This window comes from Pseudomonas cichorii, from assembly GCF_015471405.1.
GTDB classification, from domain to species: domain Bacteria; phylum Pseudomonadota; class Gammaproteobacteria; order Pseudomonadales; family Pseudomonadaceae; genus Aquipseudomonas; species Aquipseudomonas serbiensis.
In genome coordinates this window covers 177,943-191,938 of sequence record NZ_BLVZ01000010.1, presented here as the reverse complement: position 1 = coordinate 191,938, position 13,996 = coordinate 177,943, and the positions used below count along the sequence as shown (strand labels likewise).

The following is a 13,996-nucleotide window of genomic DNA, read 5'->3' as shown; positions in this document are numbered from 1 at the left end:
GGGCCACTCCTGAAAATCAGCTATTTCGGCTTTTTTCTTACCTGCCTTTCCAGTGTAAACTTGCCGCTCGCGCTCAAGTGCATTCAGGTCCAGCTAAAAATGACGCAGATTTCCGAACGCTTTCTGGTACAGGCTCACCTTGATGCCAAGCAGCCCAAAGCGTTGAGTATTGAAGAACAAGCCCATTACCGCGCCGAGATCGCTGCCGAACTCAAGGCTCGGGATGCGGTGCTGGTTGCCCATTATTACTGCGACCCGGTCATCCAGGCCCTGGCTGAAGAAACCGGCGGCTGTGTGGCCGACTCTCTGGAAATGGCCCGTTTCAGCAATAACCACTCAGCCAGTACCGTGCTGGTGGCTGGCGTTCGTTTCATGGGCGAAACCGCCAAGATCCTCAATCCGGAAAAACGGGTATTCATGCCGACGCTTGAAGCCACCTGTTCTCTGGATGTCGGCTGTCCTGTCGACGAGTTTTCCGCTTTCTGCGATCAGCATCCCGACCGCACCGTGGTGGTTTACGCCAATACTTCGGCGGCGGTCAAAGCCCGTGCCGACTGGGTGGTGACTTCCGGCTGTGCCCTGGAGATCGTTGAAAGCCTGATGGATAACGGCGAGAAAATCATCTGGGCGCCGGACAAGCATCTGGGGCGTTATATCCAGCGTGAAACCGGTGCCGACATGTTGCTGTGGGACGGGGCCTGCATCGTTCACGAGGAGTTCAAGTCCAAGCAACTGCAAGACATGAAGGCGCTGTATCCGGAAGCTGCCGTGCTGGTCCATCCCGAGTCGCCTGAGGAAGTCATTGCCCTGGCCGATGCCGTGGGGTCCACCAGCCAGATGATCGCCGCCGCCCAGCGCATGCCCAACAAGACCTTTATCGTGGCCACCGACCGAGGCATCTTCTACAAGATGCAGCAGTTGTGCCCGGACAAGATATTCATCGAGGCACCAACTGCCGGTAATGGTGCCGCGTGCCGCAGTTGCGCTCATTGCCCATGGATGGCGATGAACACCCTGGAGCGTACCTTGCAGTGCCTGCGAGAGGGCGGCAACGAGATTTTCGTCGATCCTGCGCTGATCCCCCATGCTGTGCGTCCTTTGCAGCGCATGCTGGACTTTACCCAGGCGGCACGCATGAAACAGGCTGGCAATGCCTGACAGGTATTTCTGAAATGAAAATCCCGGCCATCGAGCCGGGATTTTCATGTTGCGGTGAACGATCAGTTCATCATGTCCTTGACCATTCGTTCCTGCTCGATCAGGTCCTTCTGCCGGGCATCGATGCGTGAGGCCAGCTGGAAGTTGTTGCTGGCGCGGCGTTTGGCGAACTCCAGTTGCTGAATAGCCTGTCGAAAGTCGCCGACCAGGGCGAAATATTCGGCACGGGCCTGATGCAGGCCAATGGTGTTGCCATTCAAACCGCGGGTTTCTGCCACTACGTACCAGATGTCCGGATCGTCGGATCGGGTCTTGAGCAGTGACTCCAGTGCCTTTTCAGCTTCTGCGGTACGGTTCTGCTTGAGCAGTACGTCGATTCGCACATCGTTCAGGGGATAGTTGTTCGGATACAGTGTGAGCATCCGGTCAACCCGCTGCTGGGCATCTGCCAGGCGGTTATTGGTAATGTCCAGATCGATCTGCGTCAGGTTGTAAGTGATGTCGTTGGGGGTCTTGGCCAGCAGCGGCTTGAGCTCTTCACGGGCTTCATTGAGTTGTCCGGCCTTGATCTGCGCGATTGCCAGCCCGTAGCGTGCCGAGTCGGAGTTGGGGTTTTCAACCAGTTGGGCACGGAAGCGCTTGGCGGATATGCCAGGGGTTTCTTCATAGATCAGCGCGACCCGTGCACGCATCAGTTGATAGAGAAGGCTGTCTTCCTTGCCGCCGGCCTTTGCCTGTTCGGCGCGGTTGCGGGTGTCGGCGATCCGCGATTCGCTGACCGGGTGAGTCAGCAGGAATTCCGGTGGCCTGGCATCGAACCGATACTGACGCATGAGACGCTCGAACATGGTTGGCATGTTGCGAGGGTCGTAACCGGCTTTTTCCAGGTTCAGGATGCCGATACGGTCTGCTTCCTGCTCGTTCTGGCGCGAGAAGCGGCGCTGCTCCTGGATTGCAGCGGCCTGGGAGCCGGCAATGGCTGCGATGCCTGCGTCACCGGCGCCTGCTGCGGCCATGACGATACCGGCCAGCATGGCCGCCATTACGGGGACCTGCATGCGCTGCTGGGCTTCGACGCCACGGGCGAAGTGGCGCTGTGACAGGTGAGCTAGTTCGTGGGCCATGACCGAGGCGTATTCGCCTTCGGTCTGGGCGTTGAGAAACAGCCCGCCGTTGACTCCGATGATCCCGCCGGGAGCGGCGAAGGCGTTCAGTTGTGGGCTGTTGATGAGGATGAACTCAAGGCGCCGGTCCTGGACCTGGCTGGTTTCTGCGAGACGATAGACCGAGGTTTCGACGAAATCCTTGAGCTGCGGGTCGGACAGTTGGCCCACCTGGGCACGCAACATGCCCAGCCAGGCACGGCCCAACTGGTGTTCCTGTTCGGGTGAAACGATGGAAGAGCTGGCGTCGCCCAGGGACGGTAAGTCATCAGCCATGCTCGGTGTGGCGAGCAGGCAGGCAAGCGTGAGCAGTGTAGGACGCAAAAAATTCATGCACGAGGCTCTGAGCTGGAGAACCCTTACTGTAGCTGGCTCAATGGCGTGCTGACCAGAGTGAGGTATTCTTGCCGTCCTGTCTGAAATGTCCGCATGTGTTTTTTCGAGTACTTTTCAATTCAATGTGTCCGCCTGGAGAGAAACGATGTCTGACGCTGTAATGCGGCCCGAAGCCTGTGATGCAGAACTCGATGCCTGTGGCCTCAATTGCCCGTTGCCGTTGCTCAAGGCCAAGATGGAGCTCAACCGTCTGCCCAGTGGCGCGGTATTGAAAGTGACGGCGACCGATGCGGGATCGCAGCGTGACTTCAGAACCTTTGCCAAACTGGCAGGGCATGTGTTGCTGCATGAAGAGGCCAATGACGGCATCTACAGCTATTGGTTGCGCAAGGCGTAAATCATTGCCCGTTTTTCTCCTAAAAAGGATGTTTGATGTTCAAGGTGCTTCGCAATTGGGTGCAGCTTTATTTTTCCGATGAGGAAGCGGTTGTACTGGCGGTCTTGTTGTTTCTGGCGTTCACCATCGTCCTGACTCTGGGGGGCATGCTGGCTCCTGTTCTTGCCGGGTTGGTTCTGGCCTTCCTGATGCAGGGCGTGGTCAACTTTCTGGAGCGCCTGCGCATGCCGGAAGTGGGGGCGGTCGGTCTGGTATTCACCCTGTTCATGGGGGTGTTGCTGGTTTTCCTGCTGGTGCTGGTCCCGCTGCTCTGGCATCAGTTGATCACCTTGTTCAACGAGCTACCGGGCATGCTCGCCAAATGGCAGTCACTCCTGCTGTTGCTGCCGGAGCGTTATCCGCATCTGGTTTCGGACGTGCAAGTGCTGCAAGCCATCGAAGCGGCTCGTGGCGAAATCGGCAAGATCGGCCAACTGGCGCTGACGTTCTCCCTGTCCAGCCTGCCTTTGCTGGTCAATCTCATGATCTATCTGGTTCTGGTGCCTATCCTGGTGTTCTTTTTCCTCAAGGACCGACAGATGATCGGTCGTTGGGTGCGCGGCTACCTGCCTCGTGAGCGGGCATTGCTGACTCGGGTTGCCGAGGAAATGAACCGCCAGATCGCCAACTACATTCGCGGCAAGGTCATCGAGATATTTATCTGCGGCGGTGTGACCTACGTGGCGTTCGTGGCGCTGGGCCTCAATTACGCCGCGCTGCTGGCGATGCTGGTGGGCGTGTCGGTTGTAGTGCCTTATGTGGGGGCTGTCGTGGTGACGGTGCCGGTGGCACTGATTGGCCTGTTTCAGTGGGGTTGGGGCGATCAGTTCATCTATCTGATGATGGTACACGGCATCATTCAGGCGCTGGATGGCAACGTGCTGGTGCCGCTGTTGTTCTCGGAGGCCGTCAATCTGCATCCGGTGGCGATCATCTGCGCAGTGCTGCTGTTTGGCGGGCTGTGGGGGTTCTGGGGGATATTCTTCGCGATTCCGCTGGCGACCCTGTTCAAGGCCGTTCTCGACGCCTGGCCGCGTAATGAGCCGAGCGTAGCGCCGATGTTGTAGCGCTTGCTGCGGCGCATTGCGCGCCGCAGCAAGGTGGCCGGATGATCAGGCCTTGTTCAGAGCCTGAGCTTCTGCCAGTACTTCGTCCACGTGGCCCGGGACTTTCACGCCACGCCATTCCTTGCGCAGTACGCCGTTCTTGTCGATCAGGAAGGTGCTGCGATCAACGCCCAGATATTCCTTGCCATACAGCTTCTTGAGCTTGATGACGTCGAACAGCTGGCACAGGGCTTCGTCCTTGTCCGAGATCAGCTCGAACGGAAACTCCTGTTTGGCCTTGAAGTTCTCGTGGGCCTTGAGGCTGTCGCGCGATACGCCGAAGACCACGGTATTGGCCGCCTGGAACTGCGCAATGCTGTCACGGAAGTTCTGACCTTCGGTGGTGCAGCCCGGCGTATTGTCCTTGGGGTAGAAATAAATGACGACCTGCTGGCCCTTGAGCCCGGAAAGGCTGACAGCCTGCCCGCTGGTGGCGGGCGCCTGGAAATCGGGAACGGATTGATCTACTGCAACAGCCATGAGAACTCCTTACATGGGGGCTTGCGGGCGCCAGGGTTCGATCAGCGCATCGAGGTTCAGTGCGTCGGCGAAGTCCAGGAACTGGTCGCGTAACCAGCTGATCTGCGTACCTGCCGGCAGCGTGACCGTGAAAGTGGCGTTGAGCATGGTGCCGCCGGTCTGCGGTGCCTGGTAGGTATCGCAGATCAGGTTTTCCAGCTCGACGTTGTGGTCGATGAAGAACTGGCACAGTTCATTGATGATGTCCGGGCGATAGGCCGAGCTGACGTAAGCCACGTACGGCAAGGCTTCCGGGCGGCTCTCAAGCGTGGCGCTGCGCACGACACTGATAGTGAAGGCGTGCTTTTTCGACAGCCCCGGCAGGCCTGTCTCAAGACGGGCCAGGGCATCCCAGCTACCAGAGACCTGAAGGATCAGCGCGCTGCATTCACCGTGGCGGGTCAGGCGTGAGCTGACGACCGAGCAGCGGTTTTCATGGCTGGCGCGGCACAGGACGTTGGTCAGCTCCATAGGGTTTGCGCCAAGGGCACTGATAACAAGGAATTGTTCGCGAACTGTGGGGGTGGACGACATGCAGCATTCCTAAACGATGAGCGGTCGGTACTTTTTGGGCTCTGCCGGGCTGTTTCGACGATCGTGACTGCAAGACACCAACCCGGGCTGCGTCGTCGTACGCCTGCATGGCATGGCCATGGTAGGGCTGCAACGCGCTGGCGCAAGGGGGTTGGCGGCAAAAAACGATCGATTGAACGTGGTGCGCAGATGACCAGTACCGATCAAAGGACGAAGGGTAGCGAAAACCATCGCTCAGGGGAATGCTCACAGTGCGGTACTTCGCTTGTACAAGGCTGATGGCGCCAGTACCATTACGGCTCTCTTTTTCCGGCAGGAGCGGTTGCATGATTGCGGGCAGTATGGTGGCACTGGTCACACCTATGGATGCACAAGGTCGTCTGGACTGGGACAGCCTGAGCAAACTGGTGGACTTCCACTTGCAAGAGGGCACCAACGCCATTGTTGCCGTCGGCACTACAGGTGAGTCGGCGACACTCGATGTGAGCGAACACATCGAAGTCATTCGTCGTGTGGTCACTCAGGTTGCAGGGCGTATCCCTGTCATTGCAGGTACTGGTGCGAACTCCACGCGCGAAGCCGTCGAACTGACGACCAACGCCAAGACCGCAGGCGCCGATGCATGCCTGCTGGTAACGCCTTACTACAACAAGCCTACGCAAGAAGGCCTGTTCCAGCATTTCAGCCACATCGCCAAGGCAGTCGACATCCCGCAGATCCTCTACAACGTGCCTGGGCGTACAGCTTGTGACATGTTGCCCGAGACTGTCGTGCGCCTGTCGAAGGTCCAGAACATCATCGGCATCAAGGAAGCCACGGGTAACCTGCAACGCGCCAAGGACATCCTTGCAGGCGTCAGCAGCGATTTCCTGCTGTACTCCGGCGATGACGCCACGGCCGTTGAGCTGATGCTGCTGGGCGGCAAGGGCAACATTTCCGTGACCGCCAACATCGCTCCGCGCGCCATGAGCGAGCTGTGTGCTGCCGCGATGCGTGGCGATGCCGAAACGGCACGGGCCATCCATGAAAAGCTCATGCCGGTCAATAACACCCTGTTTATCGAATCCAACCCTATTCCCGTGAAATGGGCTCTGCATGAAATGGGTCTGATGCCGGACGGTATCCGTCTGCCACTCACCTGGCTCAGCGAAGCCTGTCACGAACCGCTGCGTCAGGCCATGCGCCAGTCCGGCGTATTGGTTTAATTGAGGAAGCATTACGCAATGAAGCGACTGGCCGGACTTTCCGCACTAGCCTTGATTATCTCCAGCACCAGTGGTTGCGGTTGGCTGTGGGGGCAAGATGGTTACTTCCGTGATCGCGGTAGCGATTATCTGGAAGCATCCCAGACAGCACCGATGCAGGTGCCTGCCGACATCTCCAGCGCCAAGCGTCTGGACCCTCTGCTGCCGATTCCTCGTAATGTGGCTGACAGCACCGTGAAGGGCGAGTACAAGGTGCCTCGTCCGCTGCCTCTGTCGGTAGCCTCCGAATCAAGCGATTTCAGCTTGCAGAAGAGCGGCGATAACCACTGGGTTCTGGCTCAGCGTCCACCTGCCGAAGTCTGGCCGGTGGCGCATCAGTACTTTGAAGACAACGGTTTCCGTATCGCTGAAGAGCGTCCGCAGACCGGTGAATTCAGCACCACCTGGCAGCGTCTGGACGAACTGTCCGCTTCTGTCGCCAGACGTCTGACGGCCAGTGGTGTATCGGCCGGTTCCGAAACCCGCGTGCGGGTTCGTATCGAGCCGGGTGTGCAGCGCAATACCAGTGAAGTCTATGTGGTCAGCGTCGAGCGTCCGGCTGGCAGCACTGCCGATGTCGGTTTCCCGCCCCGCACCACCAATATCGGTCTCGATGCCGCACTGACCGACGATCTGCTGGCCAGCATGAGCCGTAACGCCGAGAAGGGTGGTTCCGTATCCCTCGTGGCTGCACGTGACTACGATACGCCGAGCCGTGTAGCGCTGAGTGAAGATGGCAGCGGTAACCCGGTCCTGAGCGTGGGTGCCGATCTGGATCGCGCATGGTCGAGTGTCGGTCGTGCTCTGGATCAGGGCGAATGGCGTGTTGAAGACATCAACCGCAGCCTCGGCCTGTACTACATCAACCTGGCAGAAAAGGCGAATACGCCTGCGAACGAGCCTGGTTTCTTCGGTCGCCTGTTTGGCAGCAAGTCCAGCAAGGAAGAAATCGAAGCCCGTGCCGAGCGCTATCAGGTCCGCCTGAGCAAGGTGGGTGACAGCGTGCAGGTTACTGTCGAGAAAAACATCAATACCGTTGCGCCGGCCGACGTCGCTCGCAGGGTCTTGAGTGTCATTCAAGACAACCTGGGTTAAGTGCGTTTCGCTGTTCTGGGCAGCGGCAGCCGTGGCAACGGCACGCTGGTCGCAAGCAACGATACGTACGTGTTGGTCGATTGCGGTTTCTCCCTGCGAGAAACCGAACGGCGTCTGGCGCGACTGGGAGTCAGCGCCAGACAGTTGAGTGCCATTCTGGTGACCCACGAACATGCAGATCATGTGCATGGCGTGGGTTTGCTGTCTCGGCAGTACAATGTGCCGGTCTATCTCAGTCGCGGGACCTTGCGCGGGATGCGCAAGCCGGTCGAAGCCGCCGGGGTGGTGGAGGGTGGTCAAAAGCTGCAGGTGGGGTCGCTGGGCATCGATGTGGTGTCTGTCTCTCACGATGCGCTGGAGCCTACCCAGTTCGTCTTCAATGACGGACGCCGCCGCTTTGGCCTGCTGACCGACCTTGGGTCTTACTGCCCGAAAGTGTTGCAAAGCTATCATGGCCTGGACGCCTTGATGATTGAAGCCAACCACTGCCGCGACATGCTTGCCCGAGGCCGTTATCCGGTCTTTCTCAAGCAGCGGGTGGGAGGCGAAACGGGACATCTGAACAATCATCAGGCCGCAAACCTGGTGAGCGAACTGGGGTGGAGGGATTTGCAGCATCTGGTGCTGGCCCATCTCAGCAGCAAGAACAACCTGCCGTATCTGGCCCGGCAATGTTTTGCCGACACTCTGGGGTGTGACCCGGACTGGCTGGAACTGGCCGATCAAGATTCAGGGCTCGACTGGCGACATATCGCCTAGCCCAACTACTTAGCAAGCGGAGCCCATCATGGAAAAACGTGAAGAACTCTACCGCGGCAAAGCCAAGTCGGTTTACAAGACCGACGACGCTGACCGCTTGATCCTGCTGTTCCGTAACGACACCTCGGCGTTCGACGGCAAGCGCATCGAACAACTGGACCGTAAGGGCATGGTGAACAACAAGTTCAACGCCTTCATCATGCAGAAGCTGGAAGAGGCGGGCGTTCCGACTCAATTCGACAAGCTGCTGGGCGATAACGAGTGCCTGGTCAAGAAGCTGGACATGATCCCGGTCGAATGCGTCGTGCGTAACTACGCTGCTGGCAGCCTGGTCAAGCGCCTGGGCATTGAAGAAGGCACCAAACTCGATCCGTACACTTTCGAGCTGTTCCTCAAGGACGACGCCAAGGGCGACCCGTTCATCAACGAATCCCACGTCGTGGCATTCGGCTGGGGTACTGCCGAGCAACTGGTCCGCATGAAAGAGCTGTCGCTCAAGGTCAACGAAGTCCTCAGCAAGCTGTTCGACGACGCAGGCCTGCTGCTGGTCGACTTCAAGCTCGAGTTCGGCGTATTCCACGGCGAGATCGTCCTGGGCGACGAATTCAGCCCTGACGGCTGCCGCCTGTGGGACAAGGACACCCGTAAAAAGATGGACAAGGACCGCTTCCGCCAGGGCCTGGGTGACGTCATCGAAGCCTACGAAGAAGTCGCAAACCGCCTGGGCGTCCCGCTTTAAGGCAAAAAGTTACGCAAGCGCTTGATAGCACGAAAAAAATTAGCGTAAAGGGCTTCGCCTTGCGCGCCGATGCTGTTATCATGCGCGCCGTTGGAGAGATGCCAGAGTGGCCGAATGGGACGGATTCGAAATCCGTTGTACCTTCACCGGTACCTAGGGTTCGAATCCCTATCTCTCCGCCATTACATTGAAAAGCCCCGTAGATTCTGTCTACGGGGCTTTTCTGTTTTCTGGGGTGCGCTTCACGGATCTTCAAGAAATCCCGCCTCCCACCGCTCCTTTACTTTTTTTCAGCTAAGGTGTGGTAGAGCCAAATCTCACGTTTTGTGGTGCAAGGAGCTATCAGATGTCGGACGTAAACCAGGCACAATCGCAACCGTCTCCCAGCCAAAGTCATGATGATGTAATCGCCCAGTTCAAGTGGCAGGGCAAGCAGATCGACTGGCTGCTTCAGTGGCTTGTCAAATTCGTTGCAAACACCAAGGTGGAACTGGGGATTACCCTGTCGGTAGGCGGGAATCTCGTTTCCGGCCATCTGATTTCCCATGACGCCTACTTTGAGCAACTGGCAGCAGATATCTCTGCACCTTTCTCCCAGTTCAATAATGGTACTGACGAGTCGATGAAGGAGATGATCCTGTCTTTCAAGCCAGGTGAGTCCAATGAAGATACTCCAGCGTTTCACTTCATCCATTTGAAGGACTGCAGAACCTACTCGACCGATGAAAGCCCGATCTGCGATGCGGGCGTGCTGTGGCGCGGCAGGATTGCCGCTGTCGATGGCTTCACCATCGGTCTGATTGCTCGAAAGTGACCCACTGAAATGCAGAATGGCCCTGGTATTTCCGGGGCTTTTTGTTTGGAGCTGACTGAATCAGCATGGGGACTATTTCTTCTTGTGCACCCGTGAATCATGCCCTTTGCGGGTCAGAAAGCGAGGTCTGTTTTTTACATTGAGACATCATTTGGCCATGTTTTGCGCGACAAAATGCCGCAACCGGCTCTATCGCAGGTAATATGGGCCATTCGATTTTTATGCCCGGAATGGCCTGATAGAAAACTGGCAACCAGAAGAAGAACAAGAAACAGAGAGCCAGGCTGCCCGCCCCGGTCGATACCCAGAATTAATGAGTAGACGAAAAAAGGCGATTAGAAAAAATGACCAACACTTCGCGACCTTTGTACATTTCCTATGCCGGCCCCTCGCTGCTGGAAATGCCCCTTCTGAACAAGGGGAGTGCTTTTACCCCGCAAGAGCGGGTCGAATTCAATTTGATCGGGCTGCTGCCGCAGAACGTAGAGACGATCGAAGAGCAAGTCACCAGGGTGTACAGCCAGTACAAGCAGTGCGCCAGCGACCTGGACAAGCATATTTATCTGCGTTCGATCCAGGACAACAACGAGACTCTGTTCTTCCGCCTGCTGGACTCGCATCTGGACGAGATGCTGCCGATTATCTACACCCCGACGGTCGGTCAGGCGTGTCAGGAATTCTCCAAGATCTACCGCACGCACCGCGGGCTGTTCATTTCCTACCCTGAACGCGACCGCATCGACGACATCCTGCGCAGCGCCACCAAAGACCGCATCAAAATCATCGTTGTCACCGATAGCGAGCGCATTCTGGGTCTGGGCGACCAGGGGATCGGCGGCATGGGCATTCCGATCGGCAAACTGTCGCTGTACACCGCTTGTGGTGGCATCAGCCCGGCCTATACGTTGCCGATCGTGCTGGATGTCGGTACCAATAACCGCGAATTGCTCGACGACCCGATGTACATGGGCTGGCGTCATGAGCGGGTGACCGGCAAGGAATATGACGATTTCATCGCAACGTTCATTGAGGCCGTGCAGCGTCGCTGGCCGGATGTGTTGTTGCAGTTCGAGGATTTTGCCCAGTCCAACGCCATGCCGCTGCTGGAGAAGTATCGCGACGAGCTGTGCTGCTTCAACGACGATATTCAGGGCACTGCATCGGTGGCCGTGGGCACCTTGCTGGCTGCCTGCAAGGCCAAGAACGAGACCCTTGGCCAGCAGAAGGTCGTGTTCCTGGGCGCGGGTTCTGCCGGTTGCGGGATTGCCGAGCACATCATTGCTGCGATGAAGATCGAAGGCCTGAGCGAAAGCGAAGCGCGTCAGCGTATTTTCATGGTCGACCGTTTCGGCCTGCTGACCGAGGGCATGGATAATCTGCTGGACTTCCAGCAGCGCCTGGCTCACAAGGCGGGTGATGTTGCGGGTTGGGCTACTGGCGGTGAAGCTTTCCCGCAGTTGCTCGATGTGGTGACGCACGCCGGTGCGACGGTTCTGATCGGTGTTTCGGGCCAGCGTGGTCTGTTCACTGAGCAAGTGATCCGTGAGTTGCACAAGCATTGTGCCAAGCCGCTGGTCATGCCGCTGTCTAACCCGACTTCCAAAGTCGAAGCCACGCCAGAAGAGATCCTGCGCTGGACCGATGGCAATGCGCTGGTTGCCACCGGCAGCCCGTTCGCGCCTGTGGAGATCAATGGTCGTACCGTGCATATCGCGCAGTGCAACAACTCCTACATTTTCCCGGGCATCGGTCTGGGTGTGGTGGCTTGCAAGGCTTCGCGTATCACCGACCGGATGCTGATGGCCGCTTCCAATGCCTTGGCTGAATGCTCGCCGATGGTGTCCGGGCTTGGTGATGCAGTTTTGCCGCCGCTCAAGGAAATCCAGCAGGTCAGCCGCAAGATCGCTCTGGCTGTGGCCAAGGAAGCTCAGGCTGAAGGTCTGGCCCTTGAGACGTCGGATGAAGTACTGCTGGAGGCCATCGAGCGTAACTTCTGGGTGCCTGAGTATCGCGGCTACCGTCGTCGCTCCGTCTGACAGTAAGCGTTACTACTGAATGGCCCTTCGCGAGCGTGCTCGTGAAGGGCCATTTTTTATGCCGGGATTATGGTGCGGGTTTCTTGAAGGTTTTTTCCTACAATGAAATAAGTTTAATTCGACCAGTTATTCGCGTTCTTTTCACAAAAAATTGATAGGATGCCGCCTAAAGTCTGCGCATGGATGGGCCGTCTGGTTCAATCTATACTCGATAAAAATTATATAAGCAGACTGTCAATGCTGAAAATCAAGGCTGTACGTCCAGAAGTTGTTACGTTGATTGCCAGTGCCTTTTTGTTGTTCGGTTATAACGCCAATCTTTGGCAGCATCTTTTTGAAATCACGGGAGGGAGCAGTAAAGGTATTGCCATGCGCATTGCTTTTGGTGTGATGATCTTTTGCGTGTTCAATGTTTTTCTGACACTGTTTTCATTCAGACGTGTACTCAAGCCGGTGTTGGTTTTTCTGTTTTTTGCCAGTGCTGCTGTTTCTTATTTCATGAGCGAATACGGCGTCATGATTGATGCCGGCATGTTTCGTAACTTTGCGGAAACCAATCCTACCGAAGTTCAAGGCCTGCTGTCCCTGAAACTGGTGATTTACATCGTCCTGCTGGGGCTTCTGCCGTCAGTATTGCTGTGGCAAACCCCGATCAACTATCGCCGCTGGCACCGTGAGCTGTTCAGCAAGGTGCTGGTCTGTTTTATCTGCTCGGTGTCGATTGGTGGGGTCGCGCTGGCGAATTATCAGGGGCTGTCGTCGCTGTTTCGCAATCACCATGAGCTGCGCCTGATGGTCGTGCCGAGCAACTATATTGGTGCCTCGGTTGGCTATCTGAGCGAGCAGATCATTTCGTCCCGGCGTCCGTTTCTGGCAATTGGCGAAGATGCCAGGCGCTCGCCGGACTGGTCGACGCATACTCGCAAATCCCTGACGGTCCTGGTGGTGGGTGAAAGTGCCCGGGCGGAGAATTTCGGCATTCTGGGCTATGGCCGCAACACCACGCCAAAGCTCAATAAACAGAGCGGTCTGGTGGCATTTACCGATGTGTATTCGTGCGGCACCGAGACGGCAGTGTCGGTGCCTTGCATGTTTTCCAATATGGGACGCAAGGATTACAACGCGACCAGGGCGCGCAATCAGGAAGGGCTGCTGGATGTGCTGAAACGTGCAGGTCTTGAAGTGATATGGCGCGATAACCAGTCTGGCTGTAAAGGCACGTGTGACCGCGTTGCTTTCCAGGATGTCAGCAACCTCAAGGACCCGTTACTGTGCGCCAACAATGAATGCCGGGACGAGATCCTGCTGCAAGGGCTCGACACGTTTATCGACAGTCTGGATAAAGACACCGTACTGGTACTGCACCAGATGGGCAGCCACGGGCCGGAGTATTTCAAGCGTTACCCAAAGGCGTTCGAGAAGTTTACGCCTGTCTGTGAAAGCAATGCGCTGAACAACTGCAGTCGTGAGAGTATTGTCAACGGTTATGATAATACCCTCTTATATACCGATCACGTGCTGTCCACATTGATCGATATGTTGCGCAGTCGTCAGGATAAAGTCGATACCGCCATGTTGTATCTCTCGGATCATGGTGAGTCGTTGGGCGAATATAATCTGTTCCTGCACGGCACTCCTTATATGTTGGCGCCGGATCAACAGAAGCATGTACCGATGATGGTGTGGCTGTCCGATAACTATCAGAAGTCTTTTGCCGTCAATCCGGAATGCCTGGCAAAAGAGCGGAATGCACCACTGAGCCAGGATAATCTCTTTCACTCCATGCTGGGTTTGTTGAAAGTCGACACCAAGGTCTATGACCCGAGCCTTGATATGTTTTCCGGTTGCAGAAGTTCGATCGGTAATGGTGTGGCCGATAACAGGTAATCAATATCCCTGATCGTGAGGCGCGGGTAGTCGCTGTGAAGAACATGGCGGTGCAGGGCGCGGCCCGAAGCGCATCGTCGGCCAGGATGGCCGACCTGCTGTTTGTCGGCGATCTGGGTGAAGATATCCAAGAGTTTCAGGGCAGATGCGCGATAAACCTCCTATGGCGA

13 protein-coding genes and 1 tRNA gene are annotated in these 13,996 nt (G+C 56.9%); 11 read left to right on the top strand and 3 right to left on the bottom strand.

Annotated elements, in window-relative coordinates; all coding sequences use genetic code 11:
- The first annotated feature begins 99 nt into the window (after positions 1–99).
- A complete protein-coding gene (gene nadA / locus JL015_RS17440; protein ID WP_200999857.1) occupies positions 100–1,158 on the top strand; it encodes a quinolinate synthase NadA in 1,059 nt (352 codons plus the stop codon).
- A 62-nt stretch (positions 1,159–1,220) separates the two neighbouring features.
- Here the strand turns inward: nadA and JL015_RS17435 are convergent, their stop codons facing one another.
- Positions 1,221–2,654 (bottom strand): M48 family metalloprotease, encoded by a 1,434-nt coding sequence (locus JL015_RS17435; protein WP_201019343.1) that lies wholly within the window; start codon positions 2,652–2,654, stop codon positions 1,221–1,223.
- 148 nt (positions 2,655–2,802) lie between these two features.
- On the opposite strand from JL015_RS17435, the gene JL015_RS17430 reads away from it, so the two are divergent.
- Together JL015_RS17430 and JL015_RS17425 are read left to right on the top strand one after the other, a co-directional pair.
- On the top strand, positions 2,803–3,054 hold the full coding sequence (locus JL015_RS17430; RefSeq protein WP_201019342.1) for a sulfurtransferase TusA family protein: 252 nt from the start codon (positions 2,803–2,805) through the stop codon (positions 3,052–3,054).
- 35 nt (positions 3,055–3,089) lie between these two features.
- On the top strand, positions 3,090–4,160 hold the full coding sequence (locus JL015_RS17425) for an AI-2E family transporter (RefSeq protein ID WP_200999854.1): 1,071 nt from the start codon (positions 3,090–3,092) through the stop codon (positions 4,158–4,160).
- Between the two features lie 45 nt (positions 4,161–4,205).
- On the opposite strand, the gene JL015_RS17420 is transcribed toward JL015_RS17425, so the two are convergent.
- Entirely contained in the window at positions 4,206–4,679 is a 474-nt protein-coding gene (locus tag JL015_RS17420) for a peroxiredoxin (protein WP_200999853.1), read from the bottom strand.
- Positions 4,680–4,688: 9 nt separating this feature from the next.
- Positions 4,689–5,252 (bottom strand): glycine cleavage system protein R, encoded by a 564-nt coding sequence (locus JL015_RS17415; RefSeq protein WP_200999852.1) that lies wholly within the window; start codon positions 5,250–5,252, stop codon positions 4,689–4,691.
- Between the two features lie 326 nt (positions 5,253–5,578).
- Here JL015_RS17415 and dapA point away from each other — a divergent pair, with 326 nt between their 5' ends.
- From dapA to JL015_RS17375, 8 genes are all read left to right on the top strand, one after another.
- Positions 5,579–6,457, top strand: coding sequence for a 4-hydroxy-tetrahydrodipicolinate synthase (gene dapA / locus JL015_RS17410; protein ID WP_095067464.1), 879 nt, complete (start codon positions 5,579–5,581; stop codon positions 6,455–6,457).
- Between the two features lie 18 nt (positions 6,458–6,475).
- Complete coding sequence (gene bamC / locus JL015_RS17405) at positions 6,476–7,591, top strand: outer membrane protein assembly factor BamC (protein ID WP_201019341.1); 1,116 nt, start codon at positions 6,476–6,478, stop codon at positions 7,589–7,591.
- Positions 7,592–8,350, top strand: a complete 759-nt coding sequence (locus JL015_RS17400; RefSeq protein ID WP_122320391.1) for an MBL fold metallo-hydrolase — start codon at positions 7,592–7,594, stop codon at positions 8,348–8,350. It abuts the gene before it with no gap.
- A 28-nt stretch (positions 8,351–8,378) separates the two neighbouring features.
- Positions 8,379–9,089, top strand: a complete 711-nt coding sequence (gene purC / locus JL015_RS17395) for a phosphoribosylaminoimidazolesuccinocarboxamide synthase (protein WP_122320392.1) — start codon at positions 8,379–8,381, stop codon at positions 9,087–9,089.
- Between the two features lie 92 nt (positions 9,090–9,181).
- Positions 9,182–9,271, top strand: a tRNA-Ser gene (locus JL015_RS17390).
- Positions 9,272–9,435: 164 nt separating this feature from the next.
- Complete coding sequence (gene gvpU, locus JL015_RS17385; RefSeq protein WP_025261196.1) at positions 9,436–9,903, top strand: gas vesicle accessory protein GvpU; 468 nt, start codon at positions 9,436–9,438, stop codon at positions 9,901–9,903.
- 344 nt (positions 9,904–10,247) lie between these two features.
- Positions 10,248–11,939, top strand: a complete 1,692-nt coding sequence (locus JL015_RS17380) for an NAD-dependent malic enzyme (protein ID WP_122321994.1) — start codon at positions 10,248–10,250, stop codon at positions 11,937–11,939.
- 237 nt (positions 11,940–12,176) lie between these two features.
- Positions 12,177–13,826, top strand: a complete 1,650-nt coding sequence (locus JL015_RS17375) for a phosphoethanolamine transferase (protein ID WP_122321996.1) — start codon at positions 12,177–12,179, stop codon at positions 13,824–13,826.
- Positions 13,827–13,996: the final 170 nt, after the last annotated feature.

Coding starts and splice junctions, on each gene's coding strand:
- JL015_RS17435 (WP_201019343.1), bottom strand. CDS start 2,654: ATGAATTTTTTGCGTCCTACACTGCTCACGCTTGCCTGCCTGCTCGCC.
- JL015_RS17415 (WP_200999852.1), bottom strand. CDS start 5,252: ATGTCGTCCACCCCCACAGTTCGCGAACAATTCCTTGTTATCAGTGCC.
- purC (WP_122320392.1), top strand. CDS start 8,379: ATGGAAAAACGTGAAGAACTCTACCGCGGCAAAGCCAAGTCGGTTTAC.
- JL015_RS17430 (WP_201019342.1), top strand. CDS start 2,803: ATGTCTGACGCTGTAATGCGGCCCGAAGCCTGTGATGCAGAACTCGAT.
- gvpU (WP_025261196.1), top strand. CDS start 9,436: ATGTCGGACGTAAACCAGGCACAATCGCAACCGTCTCCCAGCCAAAGT.
- JL015_RS17420 (WP_200999853.1), bottom strand. CDS start 4,679: ATGGCTGTTGCAGTAGATCAATCCGTTCCCGATTTCCAGGCGCCCGCC.
- nadA (WP_200999857.1), top strand. CDS start 100: ATGACGCAGATTTCCGAACGCTTTCTGGTACAGGCTCACCTTGATGCC.
- bamC (WP_201019341.1), top strand. CDS start 6,476: ATGAAGCGACTGGCCGGACTTTCCGCACTAGCCTTGATTATCTCCAGC.
- JL015_RS17375 (WP_122321996.1), top strand. CDS start 12,177: ATGCTGAAAATCAAGGCTGTACGTCCAGAAGTTGTTACGTTGATTGCC.
- JL015_RS17425 (WP_200999854.1), top strand. CDS start 3,090: ATGTTCAAGGTGCTTCGCAATTGGGTGCAGCTTTATTTTTCCGATGAG.
- dapA (WP_095067464.1), top strand. CDS start 5,579: ATGATTGCGGGCAGTATGGTGGCACTGGTCACACCTATGGATGCACAA.
- JL015_RS17380 (WP_122321994.1), top strand. CDS start 10,248: ATGACCAACACTTCGCGACCTTTGTACATTTCCTATGCCGGCCCCTCG.